Origin of the sequence: Kitasatospora sp. NPDC048715 (assembly GCF_043198905.1) — a bacterium.
Lineage (GTDB): Bacteria > Actinomycetota > Actinomycetes > Streptomycetales > Streptomycetaceae > Kitasatospora > Kitasatospora lactacystinica.
In genome coordinates, this window is sequence record NZ_JBICVH010000022.1 from 165,802 (window position 1) to 182,363 (window position 16,562).

Here is a 16,562-nt window from a genome sequence, read left to right on the forward strand (position 1 = left end):
CTCGGGACCGTTCGACAGGGATAGTTCAAATTTGAACCGTCTACGGGATCGACGGTACACCTTCGTTCGAATTTGAACAACAGGAGTAGGCTTCACCCCATGCCCTCACTGAACGAACCCCGCTGGCTGGACCCGGACGAGGCGGCCGCCTGGCGGGGCTTCGTCGTCGCGAGCAACCTGCTGAACCGGCGGCTGGAACGCCAGCTCAAGGAGGACTCCGGGCTCTCCCACCAGCAGTACGAGATCCTGGTGCACCTGTCCGCGGCCCCCGGCGGCTCGCTGCGGATGACCGAACTCGCCGACAAGCTGGTCACCTCCAAGAGCGGCCTGACCTACCAGGTCACCCAGCTGGAGCGGGCCGGCCTGGTCGCCCGCCGCTCCTGTCCCAGCGACGTGCGCGGCGTCATCGCCGAACTGACCGACCAGGGGCGGGAGGCGCTGCGCCAGGCCGCGCCCGGACACGTCGCCCTGGTGCGCGAGCTGCTGATCGACGTGCTCACCCGCGAGCAGCTCGCCGTGCTCGCCGAGGGCCTCGGCACGGTCAGCGCCCGGCTGCGCCTGGAGGACGCCTAGTCTGCCGCGGGCCCCGGCCCCGGCCCCGGCCCTGGCCCCGGCCCCTGCGACCTGCCCCGGCGTCCTGGCCCGGCCTGGTCGGGCGCCGTCGCCCGCTCCAGCAGCAGCTGCCGCTCCCGCTCGTTGCGGGTCAGCCCCGCCGCCCGCTCGAACTCCGCCCGGGCCTCCGCCACCCGCCCCAGCCGGGCCAGCAGATCGCCCCGCACGCTCGGCAGCAGGTGGTAGCCGCGCAGCGCCGGCTCCGCCGCCAGCTCGTCCACCAGCTCCAGTGCCGCGGCCGGGCCCCGGGCCATCGAGACCGCCACCGCCCGGTTCAGCGCCACCACCGGGGACGGCGACAGCGCCAGTAGCCGCTCGTACAGCGCGGCGATGGTCGCCCAGTCGGTGTCCTCGTACCGCCGCGCCTTGGCGTGGCAGGCGGCGATCGCGGCCTGGACCGAGTACGGCCCGGTTCCCGCCCGCCGCAGGGCGTCGAAGCCGCGCCGGATCAGCAGCCCGTCCCAGCGGGCCCGGTTCTGCTCGGCCAGCAGCAGCGGCCGACCGTCCGGGCCCGTCCGGGTGGCCGTGCGCGAGGCCTGGAACTCCAGCAGCGCGGCCAGCCCGTGGGCCTCCGGTTCCGCCGGGATCAGCGCGGCCAGCACCCGAGCCAGCCGCAGCGCGTCCTCGCACAGCTGGGGGCGGATCAGGTCGTCCCCGGCGGTCGCCGAGTAGCCCTCGTTGAAGATCAGGTAGATGACCTCCAGCACCGAGGAGAGCCGCTGCGCCCGGTCCTCCCCGTACGGCACCTCGAACGGCACCCCCGCCTTCGCCAGCGTCCGCTTGGCCCGGACGATCCGCTGCGCCACCGTCGACTCGGGCACCAGGAAGGCGCGGGCGATCTCCGGCGTGGCCAGCCCGCCGAGCAGCCGGAGGGTGAGGGCGATCCGGGACTCCGCCGACAGCGCCGAGTGGCAGGCGGTGAAGATCAGCCGCAGCAGGTCGTCGTCGATGTCCTCCGGCCCGGCCGGCTCCGGGGGCGGCGTGTCCTGCGCCGTCCGTCCCACCTCGGCGAGCTTGCGGGCGTAGACCTCCCGGCGGCGGACCAGGTCGATCGCCCGGTGCCGGGCGGTCGCCGTCAGCCAGGCGCCCGGATTGTCCGGGACACCCTCCTGCGGCCACTGCTCCAGCGCGGCCACCAGTGCGTCCTGCGCCAGCTCCTCGGCGATGCCCACGTCCCGTACGATCCGGGCGACCCCGGCGATGATCCGGGCGGACTCGATCCGGAACGCCGTCTCGACGGCCGCCGCCGTGGTTCCTCGGGTAACAACCCTCTCCGTCACGGCCACCCATCAGAGCAGCCGCCGGAGAGGGGGGCAAGCACGGCCACGACGTCAATTCCGCGGCTCGGGCATCTCGTCGATCTGCCGGACCTCCGCCTCGACCTGCCAGTGCACCGGGTGGGCCCGCAGGAAGCGGCGGGTCCACTCCAGGGCCTCGGCGTGGTCCTTGCACTGGAGGAGGGCGTAGCCGCCGACGACCTCCTTGGTCTCGGTGAACGGCCCGTCGGTGAAGCCGATCTTTCCGCCGGTCCAGGTCAGCCGGGTGCCCTGGGAGCTCGGGGTGAGGCCGGCCGTCTCCAGCATCACGCCGGCCTTGGTGATCTCCTCGAACAGGGCCCCCATCCGCTGCTCGAAGTCCGGGTCCGGCTCCCATCCCTCGCGGGCCTGCTCGTCGATGCGGATCAGCGTCATGAAGCGCGGCATGGTGACTCCTCGGTCGTGCGGGCGGGGTCTCTCCCCGCCTCTCACCCCTGCGTCGAACCGGATGGTGCCAGATCGACACGTCGCGGAGAATCTTTCCGGTTCCTCCCGCTCCGCGACGGCTGCGCCCCGTCCGCCGTCCGCCCCGGGCGGTGTCCGCCCCGTCCGCCGGGCGCCGCAGTTCGACGGCGGCTGATCGCAGATACCGGCCGCGCAGGGGTTTAGCAATCGCAATTGCGGATGAATGGCGGCATTCGCCCTGGCACTTGCGAATGCCCGAGCGCCCCCTCGGGTAGTCCTCCTCGCGGGCCGCGGCGCCGTGGCCCGCGAGGAGGGAGCACCCATGACCCCGGCGAGACCCACCGTCCGACTCCACGGCCACCTCGACCGCCCCGCCGAGCTGACGGTGGCGCAACTGCGCGCCCTCCCCGCCCGCCGGGTCGAGGTCGGTTTCGACTGCCGGAGCGCGGGCGAACAGCGCCACGGCTACGAGGGCCCGACACTGCTGGACGTGCTGCGCGCCGCCCGCCCGCGGATCGACTTCTCCGGCCGCAAGCAGCGGCTGCGCTTCCTGCTCTCGGTGGCCGGCGCCGACGGCCACCGGGCGGTGGTCTCCTGGGCCGAGATCGACCCGGACTTCGGCGGTCAGCAGATCCTGCTCGCCACCAGCATGGACGGCGCCCCGCTGGACGCGGCCGGCCCGCAGCTCGTCGTCCCCGACGACCGCTGCGGCGCCCGCTACGTCAGCTCCGTCACCGCCGTCTGGCTCGGCCCCCTCGGCGACCCGGCGCCCCCCGCGGCCTGACGCCCGGCCGCCCATCCCACGGGCCCTGCCGCCCCGGCCCGGCGGCCGCACGCCGGAAGGGCCGGACGGCGGTCCGAAAACACTCGCCGGAGCCGGGTTTCCGTGCCAACATGCCCCATATGGGGACGATTCTTCACGGCACCTTGGTCACGCTCCGCCCGGCCACCGGCGAGGACATCCCGGCGTTGGCGGCCATCCGCGGCACGCCCGAGGTGTTCTCCCGCTGGCGGGGCGGCGACGACCTGGCCGGCGAGGTCGCCAACGACCTGGAGTCTCCCGGCACCGAGACCTTCGCGATCGACCTCGGCGGCAAGGTGGTCGGTGCCATCCAGTGGTACGCCAACAACGACGACGAGTACCGGCACGCCGGGATGGACCTCTACCTCGATCCGACGGTGCACGGCCTGGGCCTGGGCACCGACGCCGTGCGCACGATGGCCAGGCACCTGGTGCACGACCACCACTACCACCGGCTGGTGATCGACCCTGCGGAGGACAACCTCGCCGCGATCCGCTGCTACGCCAAGGTCGGCTTCCGCACCGTCGGCACCATGCGCCAGTACGAGCGCGGCCCGGACGGCACCTGGCACGACAACCTGCTGATGGACCTGCTCGCGGACGAACTGCTCGAAGACTGAGCGGCCCCGGATCCTCTCGCCCCGGCGCCCCCGGGCACCCCGGGGGTCAGGCCGCGGCCGGCGGGCAGCCGCAGGAGCGCCGGACCACCAGCTGGGCCGGGAAGGTGCGGGCGCCCCGGGCACGGCGCTCCGGCCCGCCGAGGACGAGTTCCAGCGCGGCGCGGGCCATCTCGTCCTGCGCCGTGGCGACGGTGGTCAGGGCGGGCCCGGCGATCACCGCCTCGGCGATGTCGTCGAAGCCGGCCACCGCGAGGTCCTCCGGCACCCGGATGCCGAGGTCGTCGGCGGCCCGCAGCAGGCCGATCGCCTGGTCGTCCGTCGTGCAGAACACGGCGGACGGCCGGTCGGGCCGGGCGAGCAGGGCGAGCGCCTCGGCGTGCGCCCGGACCCGGTCGAACGGGGCCGGGACGAGCCGCCCCTCGACGGGCAGCCCGGCCTCCTCCAGCGCGGCGGCCCAGCCGGCCGTCCGCCCGGTGACCGGGTCGTGCGGGCTGAGCGCGAGGGTGCCGCCGAAGCAGTGCACCTCGGCGTGGCCGTGCCCGAGCAGGTGGCGGACCACCTCGCGGGCGCCGCCCTGGTCGTCCGCGACCACGGCTACGCCGCCGGTGCTCTCCGCCCGGTGGTGCAGCAGTACGACGGGGGTGCCGTCGGCCACGTCGAAGCCGGTCAGCCCGGGGGTGGCCGGGTCCTGGGTGACCAGGATCAGACCGTCCACCTGCATCCCGAGGAAGGCGCGGATGTAGTGGGCCTCGCGTTCGTCGGCGTAGTCGGAGTTGCCGATCAGCAGCAGCCGGCCGTGCTCGGCGGCGGCCTGCTCGACGGCGTGCGCGAGCCCGGCGAAGAACGGCTGGCGGGCGTCCGGCACGACCATCCCGAGCAGGTCGGTCCGCCGCCGGGCCATCGCCTGGGCGACCCGGTTCGGCCGGTAGCCGAGCTCCTCGACCGCCGCGAGCACGCGCGCCCGGGTCGCCGCCGCCACCGGCCGCGGCCCGTCGTTGATCACATAACTCACGACCGCCGTGGACGTCCCCGCCACCCGCGCCACATCGTCCCGTGTCACCCTCGCCATGACCGTTGAGCCTACACAGCCCCTGCGACCAGCCTGTTTTGCCGAGTCTTCGGCCGGCGTCCGGCCGCCCCGATCGGCCCCGTGCCGTTGCGCCCCGGCCGCGGCCGCCCGGAGGGTGGCGGGACAGGCGGTACCCGGAGCCGCCACCGCCGACCGTGGGAGCAGGCCGATGAGCGCGCCGCCGCACCGGCGGGCCGTCCGGAGCACGCGCCCGGCAACCCGCCGATCGGTTCGCTGCTGGACTACGCGGCGTTCTTCTGGGCGGAACTGCTGGTCGCGGTCGGCCTGACCATGGTCGTGGTGCGCGGCGCCCGCGTCGAGGGCGGGCACAAGGACAAGGGCTAGCTAGGCGGCGTCGGGCACGACCACCGTGAGCGAGGTCTCCTGGAGCAGGAAGCCCAGCGACTCGTAGAGCCGGCGGGCCGGGTTGCCCTCGGACACCACGAGGGTCACGTCGGCGAGCCCGCGCGCGGCGGCGTCCCCGACGGTGCGGCGCAGCAGGTCGGCGCCGAGGCCGCGGTAGCCGCGCTCCGGGTGGCGGAAGACGTCGGCGATCCACGGCCGGCCGTCGCGGTCGGTGAGGATCAGCCCGGCGACCACGCGGTCCTCGGCGTCCACCGCCAGCAGGCTGGACGGCAGCACCGGGCCGATGACCTTCCCTTCGAGCAGCAGGCCGAGCCGCTCGGCCAGCACTTGGGCCTTCTCACCCGGGTAGAAGTCGACGTGGCCGGGGTGGAACGCGCCCCGCCAGGCCTCGTACAGCTCCTCGGGCGCGCGGTCGCAGGGCACCGTCCGCAGGCCCTCGCGCAGCGGCGTCCCGGCCCAGTCGGCGGGCGGGGGATCGGCGCGCAGGTCGCGGCGGAAGGTGTGGGCGTGCCGCAGCACCCGCGCGCCGTGCGTCACCAGCTCCTGCCCGAGCGCGGGAGGGCCGGAGACCACCCAGCCGGGCAGCTCGGCCCGGATGAACCCGGCGGCGTCCACCGATCCGTCCAGGACCTCCAGCAGGTCGGCCCAGGGCCGTCCCTCCCGCTCGTCCAGCAGGTAGCGCAGCACCGGCTCGCCGTCGGCACCCCGCCTGACCACCCAGTCCTCGGCCATGGCCCACCCCACAATCGTGCGATCGTTCGTCGGCGGCCCATGCTCACCGAGGCTCTGCCGTCCGGCAACCGGTTATTTCAGGCCACCACCGCGGCCCGGACGCAGAGCACGTCCGGCAGGTGGGAGAGCAGCAGCGACCAGCTCTCGCCCTCGTCCCGGCTGCCGTACACGTCGCCGGTCCGGTTGCCGAAGTAGATGCCCGCCGGGTCGGCGTCGTCGGTGCGCAGGGCGTCGCGCAGCACGATGCCGTAGTGGTCCTCGCCGGGCAGGCCCTGGGCGAGCTGCTGCCAGCTGGTGCCGCCGTCGGTGGTGCGGAAGACCCGGCAGCGGCGGCCGGGCGGGATGCGGTCGTCCGAGCCGCCGAGCGGGAAGAGGTAGGCGGTGCCGGCCCGGCGCGGGTGGGCGGCCACGGCGAAGCCGAACTCGGCGGGCAGCCCGTCCACGATCGAGTGCCAGCCGGCGCCCCAGTCGTCGCTGCGGTAGACGCCGCCGTGGTTCTGGAGGTAGAGCCGGTCCGGGTGGACGGGGTCCTGGGCGATCTTGTGCACGCACTGGCCGAACTCGGGGTACTGGCCCTCCTCCGGGAGGAACTCGGCGCGCAGGCCGGTGTTGGAGGGCTGCCAGCTGTCGCCGCCGTCCTTGCTGCGGTAGACGCCGCCGCTGGAGACGGCGACCAGCAGCCGCTGCGGGTCGCGCGGGTCGGTCAGGATGGTGTGCAGGCCCTGGCCGCCGTACCCGGCGCCCCACTGCGACCGCTGCGGGTGGTTCCAGAGCGGCTCGACCAGCGCGAAGCTCTCGCCGCCGTCGGTGGAGCGGAACAGCGCGGCCGGTTCGGTGCCCGCGTAGACGACGCCGGGGGCCTCCGCCCCGGCGGGCTGGAGCTGCCAGACCCGGGTGAGCGAGGCGCCGGTGGACTCGGGGAAGCGGATGGCCGGCCGCGGCGGCTCGTACCAGCCGGCGCCGAGGTCGTCGGAGCGCCAGACCGAGGGGCCCCAGTGGCTGCTGTCGGCGCCGACCAGCACTCTGGTCCGGCCATCGCGGCGGTCGATGGAGACCGAGTAGATCGCGTTCATCGGGAAGTGCGGCCCGCTGAACTCCCACGTCAGCCGGTCGCGGCTGCGGCCGAGAAAGAGGCCCTTCTCGGTTCCGACGGCCAACAGCACCTCGGTCATGCCTCACACCACCTGGTCATGTGCACGGCCCCCCGGGACGGCCCCCGACTGCCAGTGTCCCGCCGACCACCGGCGGCCACCTCTCGCCGCGCCGGTCACCCGGGAGGCCGACACGAACGAGGGCCGTCCGGGGGACGAACGAGGGCCCGCGGGAGCGCCGGCCGCCCGGGTGCCGGCCCGCGGGAGCGCCGCCCGCCCGCCCGCGGACCGTGCGTCGCTACCCCCGGCAGTCCTCCAGCAGCCGCAGCCAGACCTCGCTGATCGTCGGGTAGGAGGGCACCGCGTGCCAGAGCCGGTCGATCGGCACCTCGCCGACCACCGCGACGGTGGCCGAGTGCAGCAGTTCGGCCACCCCGGGGCCGACCAGGCAGGCGCCGACGAGCACCTTCCGGTCCAGGTCGAAGACCACCCGGGCCCGGCCGCGGTAGTCGTCGCCGTAGAGCGAGGCCCCGGCGACGGAGCCGATCTCGTGGTCGACGGTCTTCACCCGCAGCCCGGCCGCCTCGGCGGCGGCCCGGGTCAGACCGACGGCGGCGACCTCGGGCTGGGTGAACACCACCTGGGGCGCGCCCGCGAGGTCGGCGGATGCGGCGTGCGCGCCCCAGCGCGAGGTGTCCAGCGGGAGCCCCTGGGCGCGGGCGGCGATCGCCGCGCCGGTGATCCGGGCCTGGTACTTGCCCTGGTGGGTGAGCAGCGCCCGGTGGTTGACGTCCCCGGCGGCGTAGAGCCACTCGCCGTCCACACCGAGCACCGTGCAGCTGTCGTCCACCTCCAGCCAGTCGCCCGGCTTCAGGCCGACCTGCTCCAGCCCGACGTCGGCGGTGCGCGGGGCCCGGCCGGTCGCGTACAGCACCTCGTCGACGGTCAGCGTCCCGCCGCCGTCGAGGGCGAGGGTCACCGGCCCGGAGCCGTCCGCCCGCTCCAGCGCGGTGACCTCGGTGCCGAAGCGGAGGTCCACCCCGGCGGCCCGCAGGCCCTCCGCGACCAGCTCGCCCGCGAACGGCTCCATCCTCGGCAGCAGCCCGTCACCGCGCACCAGCAGCGTCACCTCGGAGCCGAGCGCCCGCCAGGCGGCGGCCATCTCCACCCCGACCACCCCGCCGCCGACCACGGCGAGCCGCCCGGGGACGGTCTGCGAGCCGGTGGCCTCCCGGTTGGTCCACGGGTGGGCCTCGGCGAGCCCCGGCACGTGCGCGGGCAGCACCGGGCGGCTGCCGGTGCACACCACGACGGCGTGCCGGGCGGTGAGCACCCGCTCGCTGCCGTCCTCGGCCTCCACCGTCACCGTCCGCTCCCCGGCCAGCCGGCCGTGGCCGCGGACCAGCTCGATGCCGGTGTCCCGCAGCCACCGCACCTGGCCGTCGTCCTTCCAGTCGGAGGCGAAGGAGTTCCGCCGGGCCAGCACCGCGGCCGGGTCCAGCCGCCGGCCGTCGACCGCCTCCCGGGAGCCGGCCACCGCGCGGGCGTCGGCCAGCGCGGCCACCGGCCGCAGCAGCGCCTTGCTGGGCATGCAGGCCCAGTACGAGCACTCGCCGCCGACCAGCTCGGCCTCCACGATCACGGTGCTCAGCCCGGCGGCGACCGTCCGGTCGGCCACGTTCTCGCCGGTCGGGCCGGCTCCCAGGACGATGACGTCGTACTCCTCGGCGGTGCTGGTCATGCCCTGTCCTCCGTCGTCTCGATGGCCACCCCGGCCCGCACGGCGGGGATGACGGGCGGGTGCTCGCTCCTCGCTCGGGTACGGCGTGGGCCCCATCCTGCCGCTCCGGGCGCGGTTGCGCGACGGTCGGACACGCCGAGGGCGCCGTGGGGCACACCGTTGGGCGCGGACGGGACAGCCCGTCGGCCCGGCGCCGGACGGAACGGGCCGGGCCGACGGGCTCAGAGCGCGGCCAGCTCCGCCAGCAGGGACGCCGTGTCGGCCGGACGGGAGAGCATCGGCCAGTGCCCGGTGGGCAGTTCGCGCAGCTCCCAGTTCGGCCCGGACATCCCGGCGAAGTACGGGTGCCCGGCGGCGATCAGCTCGCGCACCTGGGAGAGCGGGAAGGAGCAGGAGACCAGCGCCTGCGGCAGCGCGGCCCCGGCGCCGGTCAGCCGCAGCCGGTCCCGGAACGCCCCGGCCGGCTGCGCGGTGGCCCGGGAGCGGATGCGCGCGAGGGCGGCCCCGTCCAGCCCCGCCACGCTGGCGCCGTGCTCGGCCAGGTACTCCCAGGACGGCATCGGGAGACGGCCGTCGATCAGCGAGGCCTCGGCCGTCCGCCGGTAGTCGGGCTCCCAGAGGTCCTGGACCGCGGAGCCGTCGATCAGCGGGCCGCTGTCCAGGTAGACCACCCGGCGGATCCGCTCCGGCATCCGGTCCGCGAGCCCGCCCACCGGGGCGCAGGCGCCGCTGTGCGCGACCAGGACGACGTCCGACAGGTCCTCCCGGACCAGCAGTGCGGCGAGGTCGGCGATGTGGTCCTCCAGCCCGAACTCGCCCGTCTCGACGGCGCGTTCGGCCACCCCGGGCAGGCTGACGGCGTACACGCGGTGCCCGGCCGCGCGCAGCGGCTCGGCCACCTCGTCCCAGGCCCAGGCGCCGATCCAGAATCCGGGGACCAGTACGAACGTGCTCATGGGGATCACTCCTTCGTCGGTGGGGATGCCGGGGGAGGCCTCGACGGGCCGGAGGCGTCGAGGGGCCCGTGGGAGGGCTTCGCCCCGCTGGGGCCTCCTCCACCGCCGACTCTAGGATCGGATCCGGACAGAAGTCGCCCGCATTTCCTCCGCGTCGTCCCCGCGCGTCCGGAGGGTGTCCGGACGGCGTCCGGAAGGGGCCGGCGGAAGAGCCGTCCGCAAGGGCGGCACGGAGGCGGCGCGGAGCCGGTTCGGAGCCGGCGGGAGACGACGAGGAGACGGGAGGAACGCACGGTGGAGCACCCGGTCAGCCGTGTCCTCGCCCTGCTGGAACTGCTCCAGGACCGTCCCGGCCTGACCGGCGCCGAACTGGCCGCCCGGCTCGACGTGGACGAGCGCACCGTCCGCCGCTACGTTTCCCGGCTGGCCGAGCTCGGCATCCCCGTCCAGGCCGACCGGGGCCGCTACGGGGGCTACCGCCTGCGGCCCGGCTACCGGCTGCCGCCGCTGATGCTCAACCCGGAGGAGGCCGTCTCCGTCGTGCTCGGCCTGCTGGCCGGCCGCAGCTCCGGCCTGTCGGTGGGGGAGGAGGCCACCGGGACCGCCCTCGCCAAGATCCAGCGGGTGCTCCCGCCCTCGCTGCGCGACCGGGTCTCCGCCGTCGAGCAGACCCTGGGCCTCACCGCCGTCCCGGCCGCCGGCCCGGGCCCGGCCGCCGCAGCGCTGTTCACCCTGGCCGAGGCGGCCCGCCGGCGGCGCCGGGTGCGGCTCGCCTACCGGGACCGCGAGGACCGGCCCAGTGAGCGCGAGTTCGACCCGTACGGGCTGGTCTTCCACTCCGGGCGCTGGTACACCACCGGCCTCGACCACCGGAGCGGCGAGCCGCGCACCTTCCGGCTGGACCGGATCACCCGGGTCGAGCAGGGCGAGGCGGGCTTCGAGCCGCCCGGGGACTTCGACCCGGTCCAGCGGGTGGTGGAGTCACTGGCCGGTGCGCCCTGGCGGCACCGGGTGGAGGTCGAGCTGGCGGTCGGCCTCGCCGAGGCCCGCCGCCGGCTTCCGCCCGCCGTCGGCACGCTCACCGAACTCGCCGAGGACCGCGTGCTGCTGCGGGCCCGGGCGCAGAACCTCGACGGCGTCGCGGTGCTGCTGGCCGGCCTGGGGTGGCCGTTCACCGTCCGGGAGCCCGCCGCGCTGCGCGCCGAGGTGCGGGCGCTCGCGGCCCGGCTCGCCGCCTGGGGCGCCGAACCGGCCTGAGCGGCCGCGGCCGGGTAGGGCGAGGGCCCGGGGAGACGGTGCTCCCCGGGCCCTCGGGCGTCCGGACCGGGCCCGGCCGCGTCCGGATCAGGCCTGGCCGCCGGCCGCCCGCTCCTCGGCGACCTTGCGCTTCACATCGGCCATGTCCAGGTTGCGGGCCTGGTTGATCAGGTCCTCGAAGACCGTCTCCGGCAGGGCGCCGGGCTGCGAGAAGACGAGTACGCCCTCGCGGACGATCGCCAGCGTCGGGATCGACTGGACCTCGAACGCGGCGGCCAGCTCGTGCTGCGCCTCGGTGTCCACCTTGGCGAAGACCAGGTCGGGGTGGCGCTCGGCCGCCTTCTCGAACACCGGGGCGAACTGGCGGCACGGCCCGCACCACCCGGCCCAGAAGTCGATGAAGACGAAGTCCTTGCCCTCCGGGCCCGGGACGATGTCGTCGAAGTTCTCCTTGGTCAGCTCGACCGTGCTGCTCATCTCGTGATTCCTTCCCTTCCGGAGGTGGCGGCTCAGACCGTCGCCCGGCACAACGGTGCCGGTCGGCGGCGTATTCCGGGGGAGTCGCGGGGGCTCGGGGAACTCCCGGCGCCGGGGTTGAGCACTCGGCGGCCACCACCCGTACAGAAGGGTGTCCGGTCCGTCCCGACCCCTTCCCCCGCGGGAGGCACCCCATGCCCTCCACACTCCGCACCCGCCGGACCCTGGCCCTGACCGCCTCCGGCATCGCGGCCGCCGCCCTGATCGCCGGCTGCGGGTCGTCCGGCGGCTCGTCGCACCCGTCGAGCAGCCCGAGCGCCCCGGCGAGCGTCACCGTGCGGACCGCCCAGGACCCGAAGCTGGGCACGATCGTCACCGACAGCGCCGGCTTCACGCTCTACCGCTTCGACCAGGACCGGAACAGCCCGCCGGAGTCCTCCTGCAACGGCAGCTGCGCCGTCATCTGGCCGCCCGAGCACGCCAACGGCAACGTCACGGTGAAGGGCATCGACAGCAAGCTGGTCGGCACGGTCACCCGCGCCGACGGCACCGAGCAGGTCACCCTGAACGGCTGGCCGGCCTACCGCTACTCGCCGGACACCAAGCCCGGCGACACCAAGGGCCAGGGCGTCGGCGGCACCTGGTTCGCGCTGACCCCGAGCGGCGGCAGGGCGGGCACCGCGGCCGGTTCCCCGCAGATGCCCGCCACCCCGGCGCCCAGCACGCCGGCGCCCAGCAACCCGATGCCCAGCACCCCGGGCTACTGACCGGTCCCGACCGCCCTCGACCGGGAGGCCCGGGTGCGCAACGATGAAGTGGTGACCGAGGAGCACCCCGTCGGACGCGCCGGCGGCCGCGGTACGGGGGCGCCGGACGAGGAGTTGATGCGCGCCCTCTACCGGGAGCACGCCGGTCCGCTGTTCGGGTTCGTGCTCCACCTGGTCGCCGGGGACCGGCAGCGGGCCGAGGACGTGGTGCAGGAGACGCTGGTCCGTGCCTGGCGCAACATCCACCGGCTCGACCCGGAGGCCGGCTCGCTGCGGCCCTGGCTGGTCACGGTCGCCCGGCGGATCGTGGTCGACGGTCACCGCAGCGCCATGGCCCGGCCGCGGGAGGTGGACGCCGCGGTGCTGGAGCAGCTGCCCGCCGAGGACGAGACCGACCGGGCCCTGCGGATGATGACCGTCGCGGACGCACTGGCGGACCTCTCGCCCGCGCACCGGGAGATCATCGTCGAGACCTACCTGAAGGGCCGTACGGCCGTCGAGGCGGCCGCCGAACTCGGCATCCCGGCCGGGACGGTGCGCTCGCGGGTGTTCTACGCGCTGCGCTCGCTCAGGCTCGCGCTGGAGGAACGGGGAGTGACATCGTGACCGGACACCCCGACCCGGACCCCGACCGGACCCCCGGCGGCGGCCCGGAGCACGCGGACGTCGGCGCGTACGTCCTCGGCCTGCTGGAGCCCGCCGAGCGCACCGCCTTCGAACAGCACCTCGCCGACTGCCCGCAGTGCGCCGAGCAGGTGGCCGAACTCGGCCCCGTGGAACCGCTGTTGGCCGAGTACTCGGCCACCGTGCGGGCGGCCGGAACGGACCCGGCCGGCCCCGCCCCGCAACCGGGCCCGCAGCTGCTGGACCGCCTGGTCGCCGAGGTCGGCGCCACCCGGCGGCGGGGCCGGATCCGGCGACTGGTGCTGGCCCTGGCCGCGACCGCGATGGTCGCGGCCGGCCCCGCCGTCACCGCCGCGGTGCTCACCGCCGAGCACGCGCCCGCCGTGGTCGCGGTGGCCGAGCAGTTCAGCGCCACCGACCCGAGCACCGGCGCGCACGCCACCGTCGGCCTGGACGGCGCCACCTGGGGCACCCGGGTGAGCCTGCAACTCTCCGGCGTCCAAGGCCCGTTGACGTGCCGGCTGGTCGCCGTCTCGCGCACCGGCGAGCAGCAGACGGTCACCAGCTGGTCCGTCCCCGCGAGCGGCTACGGGGGCGGGGACGGCACCGTGCGCACCACCGGTGGGGCGGCCCTCCAGCCCGGGGACATCGACCACTTCGAGGTCCGGGTCCAGGACAGCGGCGCGCTACTGGTCGCGGTCCCGGCGCACCACACCTGACTCCAGGTCGACCGTGTACGACTCCAGCCGCTCCACCCGGGCCGTGCCCCGCACGCCCGGCCAGTGCGGGCTCGGCTCGCCGGTGCCGGTCATGTGCTCCCGCCGCCAGGTCCGGCTCCAGCCGACCCGCAGCGCGGGTTCGAAGGTGTGCCACCGCTCGCAGCCGCAGGGCGTCAGCACCCGGGCGCAGCCGCGGCAGAGCTCGGCGCGGCCGTGCCCGGTCGGGATCCCCACCGGCGGGCCCTGCTCCCCGCAGGCCGGACAGCCGGGCAGTTCGACGCCGTCCAGCAGCGCGTGCTGCCGCCGGACGTAGTCGGGCAGCCGCAACGGCGGGTGCAGGAACGGGTCGTGCTCCCAGGCCGCGTTCGGCGATCCCCACCAGCGTTGGTGCCACCACGCCGTCTCCGGCGCCCGCCGCCGCCCGGCCCGCTTCTGCATCCGGCGCCGCGCCGCGTACTCCTCGGCCCGGGCCCGCCACAGCTCGCGCGCCTCGTGCAGCTCGTCCACCGCGCGGACCAGCGACTCCGGGTCGGCCTCCAGGAAGCGCGGCATCCGGGCGCTGACGGTGAGGTGGTGGTACGTCGCCCGCAGGCCGTACGGCGCGAAGCGGGTCAGACAGGTGCGCAGCGCGCTGTGCCGCCGGTACGGCGGGAGCGCGGCGTCGTGCACCCGGGCCCGGTGGGTGTGGAAGCTGGTCATGACGGAAGCTCCGGGGCCGGCTCCGGGGCCGGTTCCAGGTCCAGTGCCCGGGCGAGCGCGGCGGTGACGGCGGCGGCGTGCTCGGGCAGCTGCTGCCCGGCCCAGCGCGCGGCCAGGGCGAGGAAGTCCCGCAGGTCCCGCTCGACTCCGGCGAGCAGCCGGCGCAGTTCGTCCACCGGCAGCTCGATCACCGGGCCCTCGCCGTTCTCGGCGTTCCGGGTCAGCCGGACGACCCGGCCGACGCACTCGGCCCGGGCGTCGGGGTCGTGCCCGAACCAGGCCGTGCCGGAGCCGTCCGTGACGTTCAGCCACTCGCGCCAGTCCTCCAGGCCGTTGCAGCAGCCCGGTTCGAAGACGGCGCCGGTGGCGGAGTCGGTCACCACCAGGCCGCCGGGGGCGTACGGGTGCGACTCGGTGAGCAGCCCGTGCAGGAAGCCGCCCAGCGGGTCCGCCGGGCGCGGCCCGCGCTCCTCGGCCGGCTCGGACCCGGGCTCGACGTCGTTGCAGTCGGCCAGCCGCCACACCGCCGTACCGACCTCGGCCGCCGTGAGCCGCCCGTTCAGCGTGAGGCTCCCGTACGGCTCATGGCTGCCCGTCGGCCAGAGCGCGAAGCCGTCGGGGGCGAAGATCTCCAGGACCGGTCGTATCGACATCATCCGCCGATCATCCCGAACGGACCACCGCCCCGACGAGCGGATTTACCTGCGGGCCGCCCGCCGTCGGGCCGGCCCGCGCCGTGCTCCGGGTCGGTGCGCGTGCGCAGTGGTGGGTGAAGGTGCGTCGGGCGAGCGGGGGCGGCCGGTGCTCAGCCGGCCCGGGCCGCGATCCGGGCCAGGACGCGGCCGCAGTGGCGGGCGAAGGCGCGTTGGGCGAGGGGGAGCAGGGGGCCGGCGAGCCGGGCGTACCGGGCGACCGGTCGGCTGAAGGCGGTGACGGAGAACCGGACCCCGCCGTCCGGGGTCAGCTCGACCAGGAAGGTCTCCTCGCCCCGGGCCAGGTGCCCGGTCCTGGTCCCGTAGGTGAAGCCGTACCGGTCCGGGCCGTCGACCGCGGCCAGCACCCGGTTGGGGGCGCCGGCCCGCAGCGGGCCGAGGCCGATGGCGCACCGCACGGCGACGCCGGGGGCGGCCCGGTCGGCCGCCGCGTCGATCCGGACGCCCGCGAGCCGGTGCATCCGCCAGTCGAGCAGGGCGGCGCCGGCGGCCTCCAGCGCGGGGCGGCCGTGGCCGATGAGGGCGCTGTGCCGCAGGTGGTTGTAGCCGGCGGGCAGCTCGCCGGTGCGGCTGGCGCCCTGCTCGGGGTAGCTGTAGTCGTTCATCGAGCGGTCTCCGTGACGGCGGTCCCGGCCGCTGCGGCCCGGTCCATGGCGGTCCGTTCCGCGGCAGTGCGGTCCATGGCGGTGCGGCCCGCGGCGGTCCGATCGGCCGCGATCCGGCGCCAGGCGAGCAGGGCGCAGAGCGCGAAGCCGAGCGCGTTTCCGACGCCGTGGGTGGCGGCCATCCAGGTCAGGGTCGGGTGGGGGAGTCCGGCCGCCCGGCCGAGTGCCCACCAGAGGGCGAGCAGCATGGTGAGCGCGAGGACGGCCGAGGAGGCGGCGAGCAGCCGGGCGGTGACGGGATCGCCGCTGCGGGGCCGCAGTTCGCGCCAGGTGACCAGGCCGACCAGCCACATTCCGGTGGTCAGTACGGCGGCCCCGGCGAACTGCCACCAGTTGCCGAGGAAGTATCCGGCCAGCACCAGCAGGGTGCCCGCCGGGACGCTGAGCGCCGCGCAGCGGGCCGCGGCCGAGCCCGGGCGGGCGGCGCGGCAGACCAGTCCGGCGACCAGGGCGGCGGTGAACCCGGCGTAGTGGAAGTGCGGCACGGTGAGCGCCAGGATGTGCGGTTCGAAGCCGAACAGCGGGTACCCGGAGCGTTCGGCGACGAGGGCGACCCCGGCCACCGAGGGCGCGGCGAGCGCGGTGAGCACCGCGATCTCGGCGGGCGCGAGCGAGCGGGTGCGGGCCAGCCGCAGCGGCGCGTGCAGGGCGACGGCCAGGGTGCCGAGCGCGTAGAGCAGGGCGCAGCCGGTGGCCGGACCGCCGCGGGGCAGCCAGAGCGAGAGCGCGCCGGGTACGGCGGCGAGCGGCCAGAGCCGGCGGATCCGGGTGAGCCCGGGCTCGTCGACGAGGGCGAGGCCGAGCGGGACGACGGCGCCCATGCCGAGCAGGATCAGCAGGTCGACCAGCTCCGTGGTGCCCTTTCCCATTGCGGGCACACCCCCTTGAACGTGTTCAAATGACTTGCGCCGCCGACTCTACGCGGCCGAGT

Annotated in this window: 20 protein-coding genes; 8 read left to right on the forward strand and 12 right to left on the reverse strand. The window is 75.6% G+C overall.

Annotated elements, in window-relative coordinates; all coding sequences use genetic code 11:
* Positions 1–108: 108 nt before the first annotated feature.
* The gene (locus ACGFSC_RS35515) at positions 109–573 is read left to right on the forward strand and encodes a MarR family transcriptional regulator (RefSeq protein ID WP_359900199.1); all 465 of its coding nucleotides are present in this window, start codon (positions 109–111) and stop codon (positions 571–573) included.
* Here the strand turns inward: ACGFSC_RS35515 and ACGFSC_RS35520 are convergent.
* A complete protein-coding gene (locus tag ACGFSC_RS35520) occupies positions 570–1,892 on the reverse strand; it encodes an RNA polymerase sigma factor (RefSeq protein WP_359900151.1) in 1,323 nt (440 codons plus the stop codon). The genes ACGFSC_RS35515 and ACGFSC_RS35520 overlap by 4 nt on opposite strands.
* A 51-nt stretch (positions 1,893–1,943) precedes the next feature.
* Positions 1,944–2,315, reverse strand: a complete 372-nt coding sequence (locus tag ACGFSC_RS35525; protein ID WP_359900152.1) for a YciI family protein — start codon at positions 2,313–2,315, stop codon at positions 1,944–1,946.
* Positions 2,316–2,655: 340 nt separating this feature from the next.
* On the opposite strand from ACGFSC_RS35525, the gene ACGFSC_RS35530 reads away from it, so the two are divergent.
* Positions 2,656–3,117: a molybdopterin-dependent oxidoreductase gene (locus ACGFSC_RS35530; RefSeq protein WP_359900154.1), complete on the forward strand. Its 462-nt coding sequence runs from the start codon at positions 2,656–2,658 to the stop codon at positions 3,115–3,117.
* A 119-nt stretch (positions 3,118–3,236) separates the two neighbouring features.
* The gene (locus tag ACGFSC_RS35535) at positions 3,237–3,755 is read left to right on the forward strand and encodes a GNAT family protein (protein WP_359900156.1); all 519 of its coding nucleotides are present in this window, start codon (positions 3,237–3,239) and stop codon (positions 3,753–3,755) included.
* Positions 3,756–3,801: 46 nt separating this feature from the next.
* Here ACGFSC_RS35535 and ACGFSC_RS35540 read toward each other — a convergent pair whose 3' ends face one another.
* Positions 3,802–4,824 (reverse strand): LacI family DNA-binding transcriptional regulator, encoded by a 1,023-nt coding sequence (locus ACGFSC_RS35540; RefSeq protein ID WP_359900158.1) that lies wholly within the window; start codon positions 4,822–4,824, stop codon positions 3,802–3,804.
* An 81-nt stretch (positions 4,825–4,905) separates the two neighbouring features.
* On the opposite strand from ACGFSC_RS35540, the gene ACGFSC_RS35545 reads away from it, so the two are divergent.
* Positions 4,906–5,169, forward strand: coding sequence for a DUF4436 family protein (locus ACGFSC_RS35545; protein WP_359900160.1), 264 nt, complete (start codon positions 4,906–4,908; stop codon positions 5,167–5,169).
* Here ACGFSC_RS35545 and ACGFSC_RS35550 read toward each other — a convergent pair whose 3' ends face one another.
* The 4 genes from ACGFSC_RS35550 to ACGFSC_RS35565 form a co-directional block, all read right to left on the reverse strand.
* Complete coding sequence (locus ACGFSC_RS35550) at positions 5,170–5,922, reverse strand: GNAT family N-acetyltransferase (protein WP_359900162.1); 753 nt, start codon at positions 5,920–5,922, stop codon at positions 5,170–5,172.
* 77 nt (positions 5,923–5,999) lie between these two features.
* Entirely contained in the window at positions 6,000–7,094 is a 1,095-nt protein-coding gene (locus tag ACGFSC_RS35555) for an exo-alpha-sialidase (protein ID WP_359900164.1), read from the reverse strand.
* A gap of 217 nt (positions 7,095–7,311) precedes the next feature.
* A complete protein-coding gene (locus ACGFSC_RS35560) occupies positions 7,312–8,754 on the reverse strand; it encodes an NAD(P)/FAD-dependent oxidoreductase (RefSeq protein ID WP_359900166.1) in 1,443 nt (480 codons plus the stop codon).
* Positions 8,755–8,975: 221 nt separating this feature from the next.
* Complete coding sequence (locus tag ACGFSC_RS35565; protein ID WP_359900168.1) at positions 8,976–9,710, reverse strand: alpha/beta fold hydrolase; 735 nt, start codon at positions 9,708–9,710, stop codon at positions 8,976–8,978.
* A gap of 294 nt (positions 9,711–10,004) precedes the next feature.
* Here ACGFSC_RS35565 and ACGFSC_RS35570 point away from each other — a divergent pair, with 294 nt between their 5' ends.
* A complete protein-coding gene (locus tag ACGFSC_RS35570) occupies positions 10,005–10,967 on the forward strand; it encodes a YafY family protein (RefSeq protein ID WP_359900170.1) in 963 nt (320 codons plus the stop codon).
* Between the two features lie 87 nt (positions 10,968–11,054).
* Here the strand turns inward: ACGFSC_RS35570 and ACGFSC_RS35575 are convergent, their stop codons facing one another.
* Entirely contained in the window at positions 11,055–11,444 is a 390-nt protein-coding gene (locus ACGFSC_RS35575; protein ID WP_359900171.1) for a thioredoxin domain-containing protein, read from the reverse strand.
* Positions 11,445–11,638: 194 nt separating this feature from the next.
* On the opposite strand from ACGFSC_RS35575, the gene ACGFSC_RS35580 reads away from it, so the two are divergent.
* The 3 genes from ACGFSC_RS35580 to ACGFSC_RS35590 are packed head-to-tail and all read left to right on the forward strand — an operon-like array spanning position 11,639 to position 13,554.
* Positions 11,639–12,211 carry a hypothetical protein gene (locus tag ACGFSC_RS35580; protein WP_359900173.1) on the forward strand — a complete coding sequence of 191 codons (573 nt, stop codon included), beginning with the start codon at positions 11,639–11,641 and terminating at the stop codon, positions 12,209–12,211.
* 33 nt (positions 12,212–12,244) lie between these two features.
* Positions 12,245–12,817, forward strand: coding sequence for a sigma-70 family RNA polymerase sigma factor (locus ACGFSC_RS35585; protein ID WP_392864526.1), 573 nt, complete (start codon positions 12,245–12,247; stop codon positions 12,815–12,817).
* Positions 12,814–13,554 (forward strand): zf-HC2 domain-containing protein, encoded by a 741-nt coding sequence (locus ACGFSC_RS35590; protein WP_359900175.1) that lies wholly within the window; start codon positions 12,814–12,816, stop codon positions 13,552–13,554. Before ACGFSC_RS35585 ends, ACGFSC_RS35590 begins: the two co-directional genes overlap by 4 nt.
* On the opposite strand, the gene ACGFSC_RS35595 is transcribed toward ACGFSC_RS35590, so the two are convergent.
* The 4 genes from ACGFSC_RS35595 to ACGFSC_RS35610 all read right to left on the reverse strand — a co-directional run bounded on the left by ACGFSC_RS35595 (position 13,522) and on the right by ACGFSC_RS35610 (position 16,500).
* Positions 13,522–14,253, reverse strand: coding sequence for a hypothetical protein (locus ACGFSC_RS35595; RefSeq protein WP_359900177.1), 732 nt, complete (start codon positions 14,251–14,253; stop codon positions 13,522–13,524). The genes ACGFSC_RS35590 and ACGFSC_RS35595 overlap by 33 nt on opposite strands.
* On the reverse strand, positions 14,250–14,909 hold the full coding sequence (locus ACGFSC_RS35600) for a hypothetical protein (RefSeq protein ID WP_359900179.1): 660 nt from the start codon (positions 14,907–14,909) through the stop codon (positions 14,250–14,252). The genes ACGFSC_RS35595 and ACGFSC_RS35600 overlap by 4 nt, the downstream gene beginning before the upstream one ends.
* 149 nt (positions 14,910–15,058) lie before the next feature.
* Positions 15,059–15,571 carry a DUF1990 domain-containing protein gene (locus ACGFSC_RS35605; protein ID WP_359900181.1) on the reverse strand — a complete coding sequence of 171 codons (513 nt, stop codon included), beginning with the start codon at positions 15,569–15,571 and terminating at the stop codon, positions 15,059–15,061.
* On the reverse strand, positions 15,568–16,500 hold the full coding sequence (locus ACGFSC_RS35610) for a YndJ family protein (protein ID WP_359900183.1): 933 nt from the start codon (positions 16,498–16,500) through the stop codon (positions 15,568–15,570). Before ACGFSC_RS35610 ends, ACGFSC_RS35605 begins: the two co-directional genes overlap by 4 nt.
* Between the last annotated feature and the right edge of the window lie 62 nt (positions 16,501–16,562).

Excerpts from the sequence above, each read along its gene's own strand:
- ACGFSC_RS35525 (WP_359900152.1), bottom strand. The coding sequence starts at position 2,315 with ATGCCGCGCTTCATGACGCTGATCCGCATCGACGAGCAGGCCCGCGAG.
- ACGFSC_RS35530 (WP_359900154.1), top strand. The coding sequence starts at position 2,656 with ATGACCCCGGCGAGACCCACCGTCCGACTCCACGGCCACCTCGACCGC.
- ACGFSC_RS35535 (WP_359900156.1), top strand. The coding sequence starts at position 3,237 with ATGGGGACGATTCTTCACGGCACCTTGGTCACGCTCCGCCCGGCCACC.
- ACGFSC_RS35540 (WP_359900158.1), bottom strand. The coding sequence starts at position 4,824 with ATGGCGAGGGTGACACGGGACGATGTGGCGCGGGTGGCGGGGACGTCC.
- ACGFSC_RS35550 (WP_359900162.1), bottom strand. The coding sequence starts at position 5,922 with ATGGCCGAGGACTGGGTGGTCAGGCGGGGTGCCGACGGCGAGCCGGTG.
- ACGFSC_RS35555 (WP_359900164.1), bottom strand. The coding sequence starts at position 7,094 with ATGACCGAGGTGCTGTTGGCCGTCGGAACCGAGAAGGGCCTCTTTCTC.
- ACGFSC_RS35560 (WP_359900166.1), bottom strand. The coding sequence starts at position 8,754 with ATGACCAGCACCGCCGAGGAGTACGACGTCATCGTCCTGGGAGCCGGC.
- ACGFSC_RS35565 (WP_359900168.1), bottom strand. The coding sequence starts at position 9,710 with ATGAGCACGTTCGTACTGGTCCCCGGATTCTGGATCGGCGCCTGGGCC.
- ACGFSC_RS35575 (WP_359900171.1), bottom strand. The coding sequence starts at position 11,444 with ATGAGCAGCACGGTCGAGCTGACCAAGGAGAACTTCGACGACATCGTC.
- ACGFSC_RS35580 (WP_359900173.1), top strand. The coding sequence starts at position 11,639 with ATGCCCTCCACACTCCGCACCCGCCGGACCCTGGCCCTGACCGCCTCC.
- ACGFSC_RS35595 (WP_359900177.1), bottom strand. The coding sequence starts at position 14,253 with ATGACCAGCTTCCACACCCACCGGGCCCGGGTGCACGACGCCGCGCTC.
- ACGFSC_RS35600 (WP_359900179.1), bottom strand. The coding sequence starts at position 14,909 with ATGATGTCGATACGACCGGTCCTGGAGATCTTCGCCCCCGACGGCTTC.
- ACGFSC_RS35605 (WP_359900181.1), bottom strand. The coding sequence starts at position 15,571 with ATGAACGACTACAGCTACCCCGAGCAGGGCGCCAGCCGCACCGGCGAG.
- ACGFSC_RS35610 (WP_359900183.1), bottom strand. The coding sequence starts at position 16,500 with ATGGGAAAGGGCACCACGGAGCTGGTCGACCTGCTGATCCTGCTCGGC.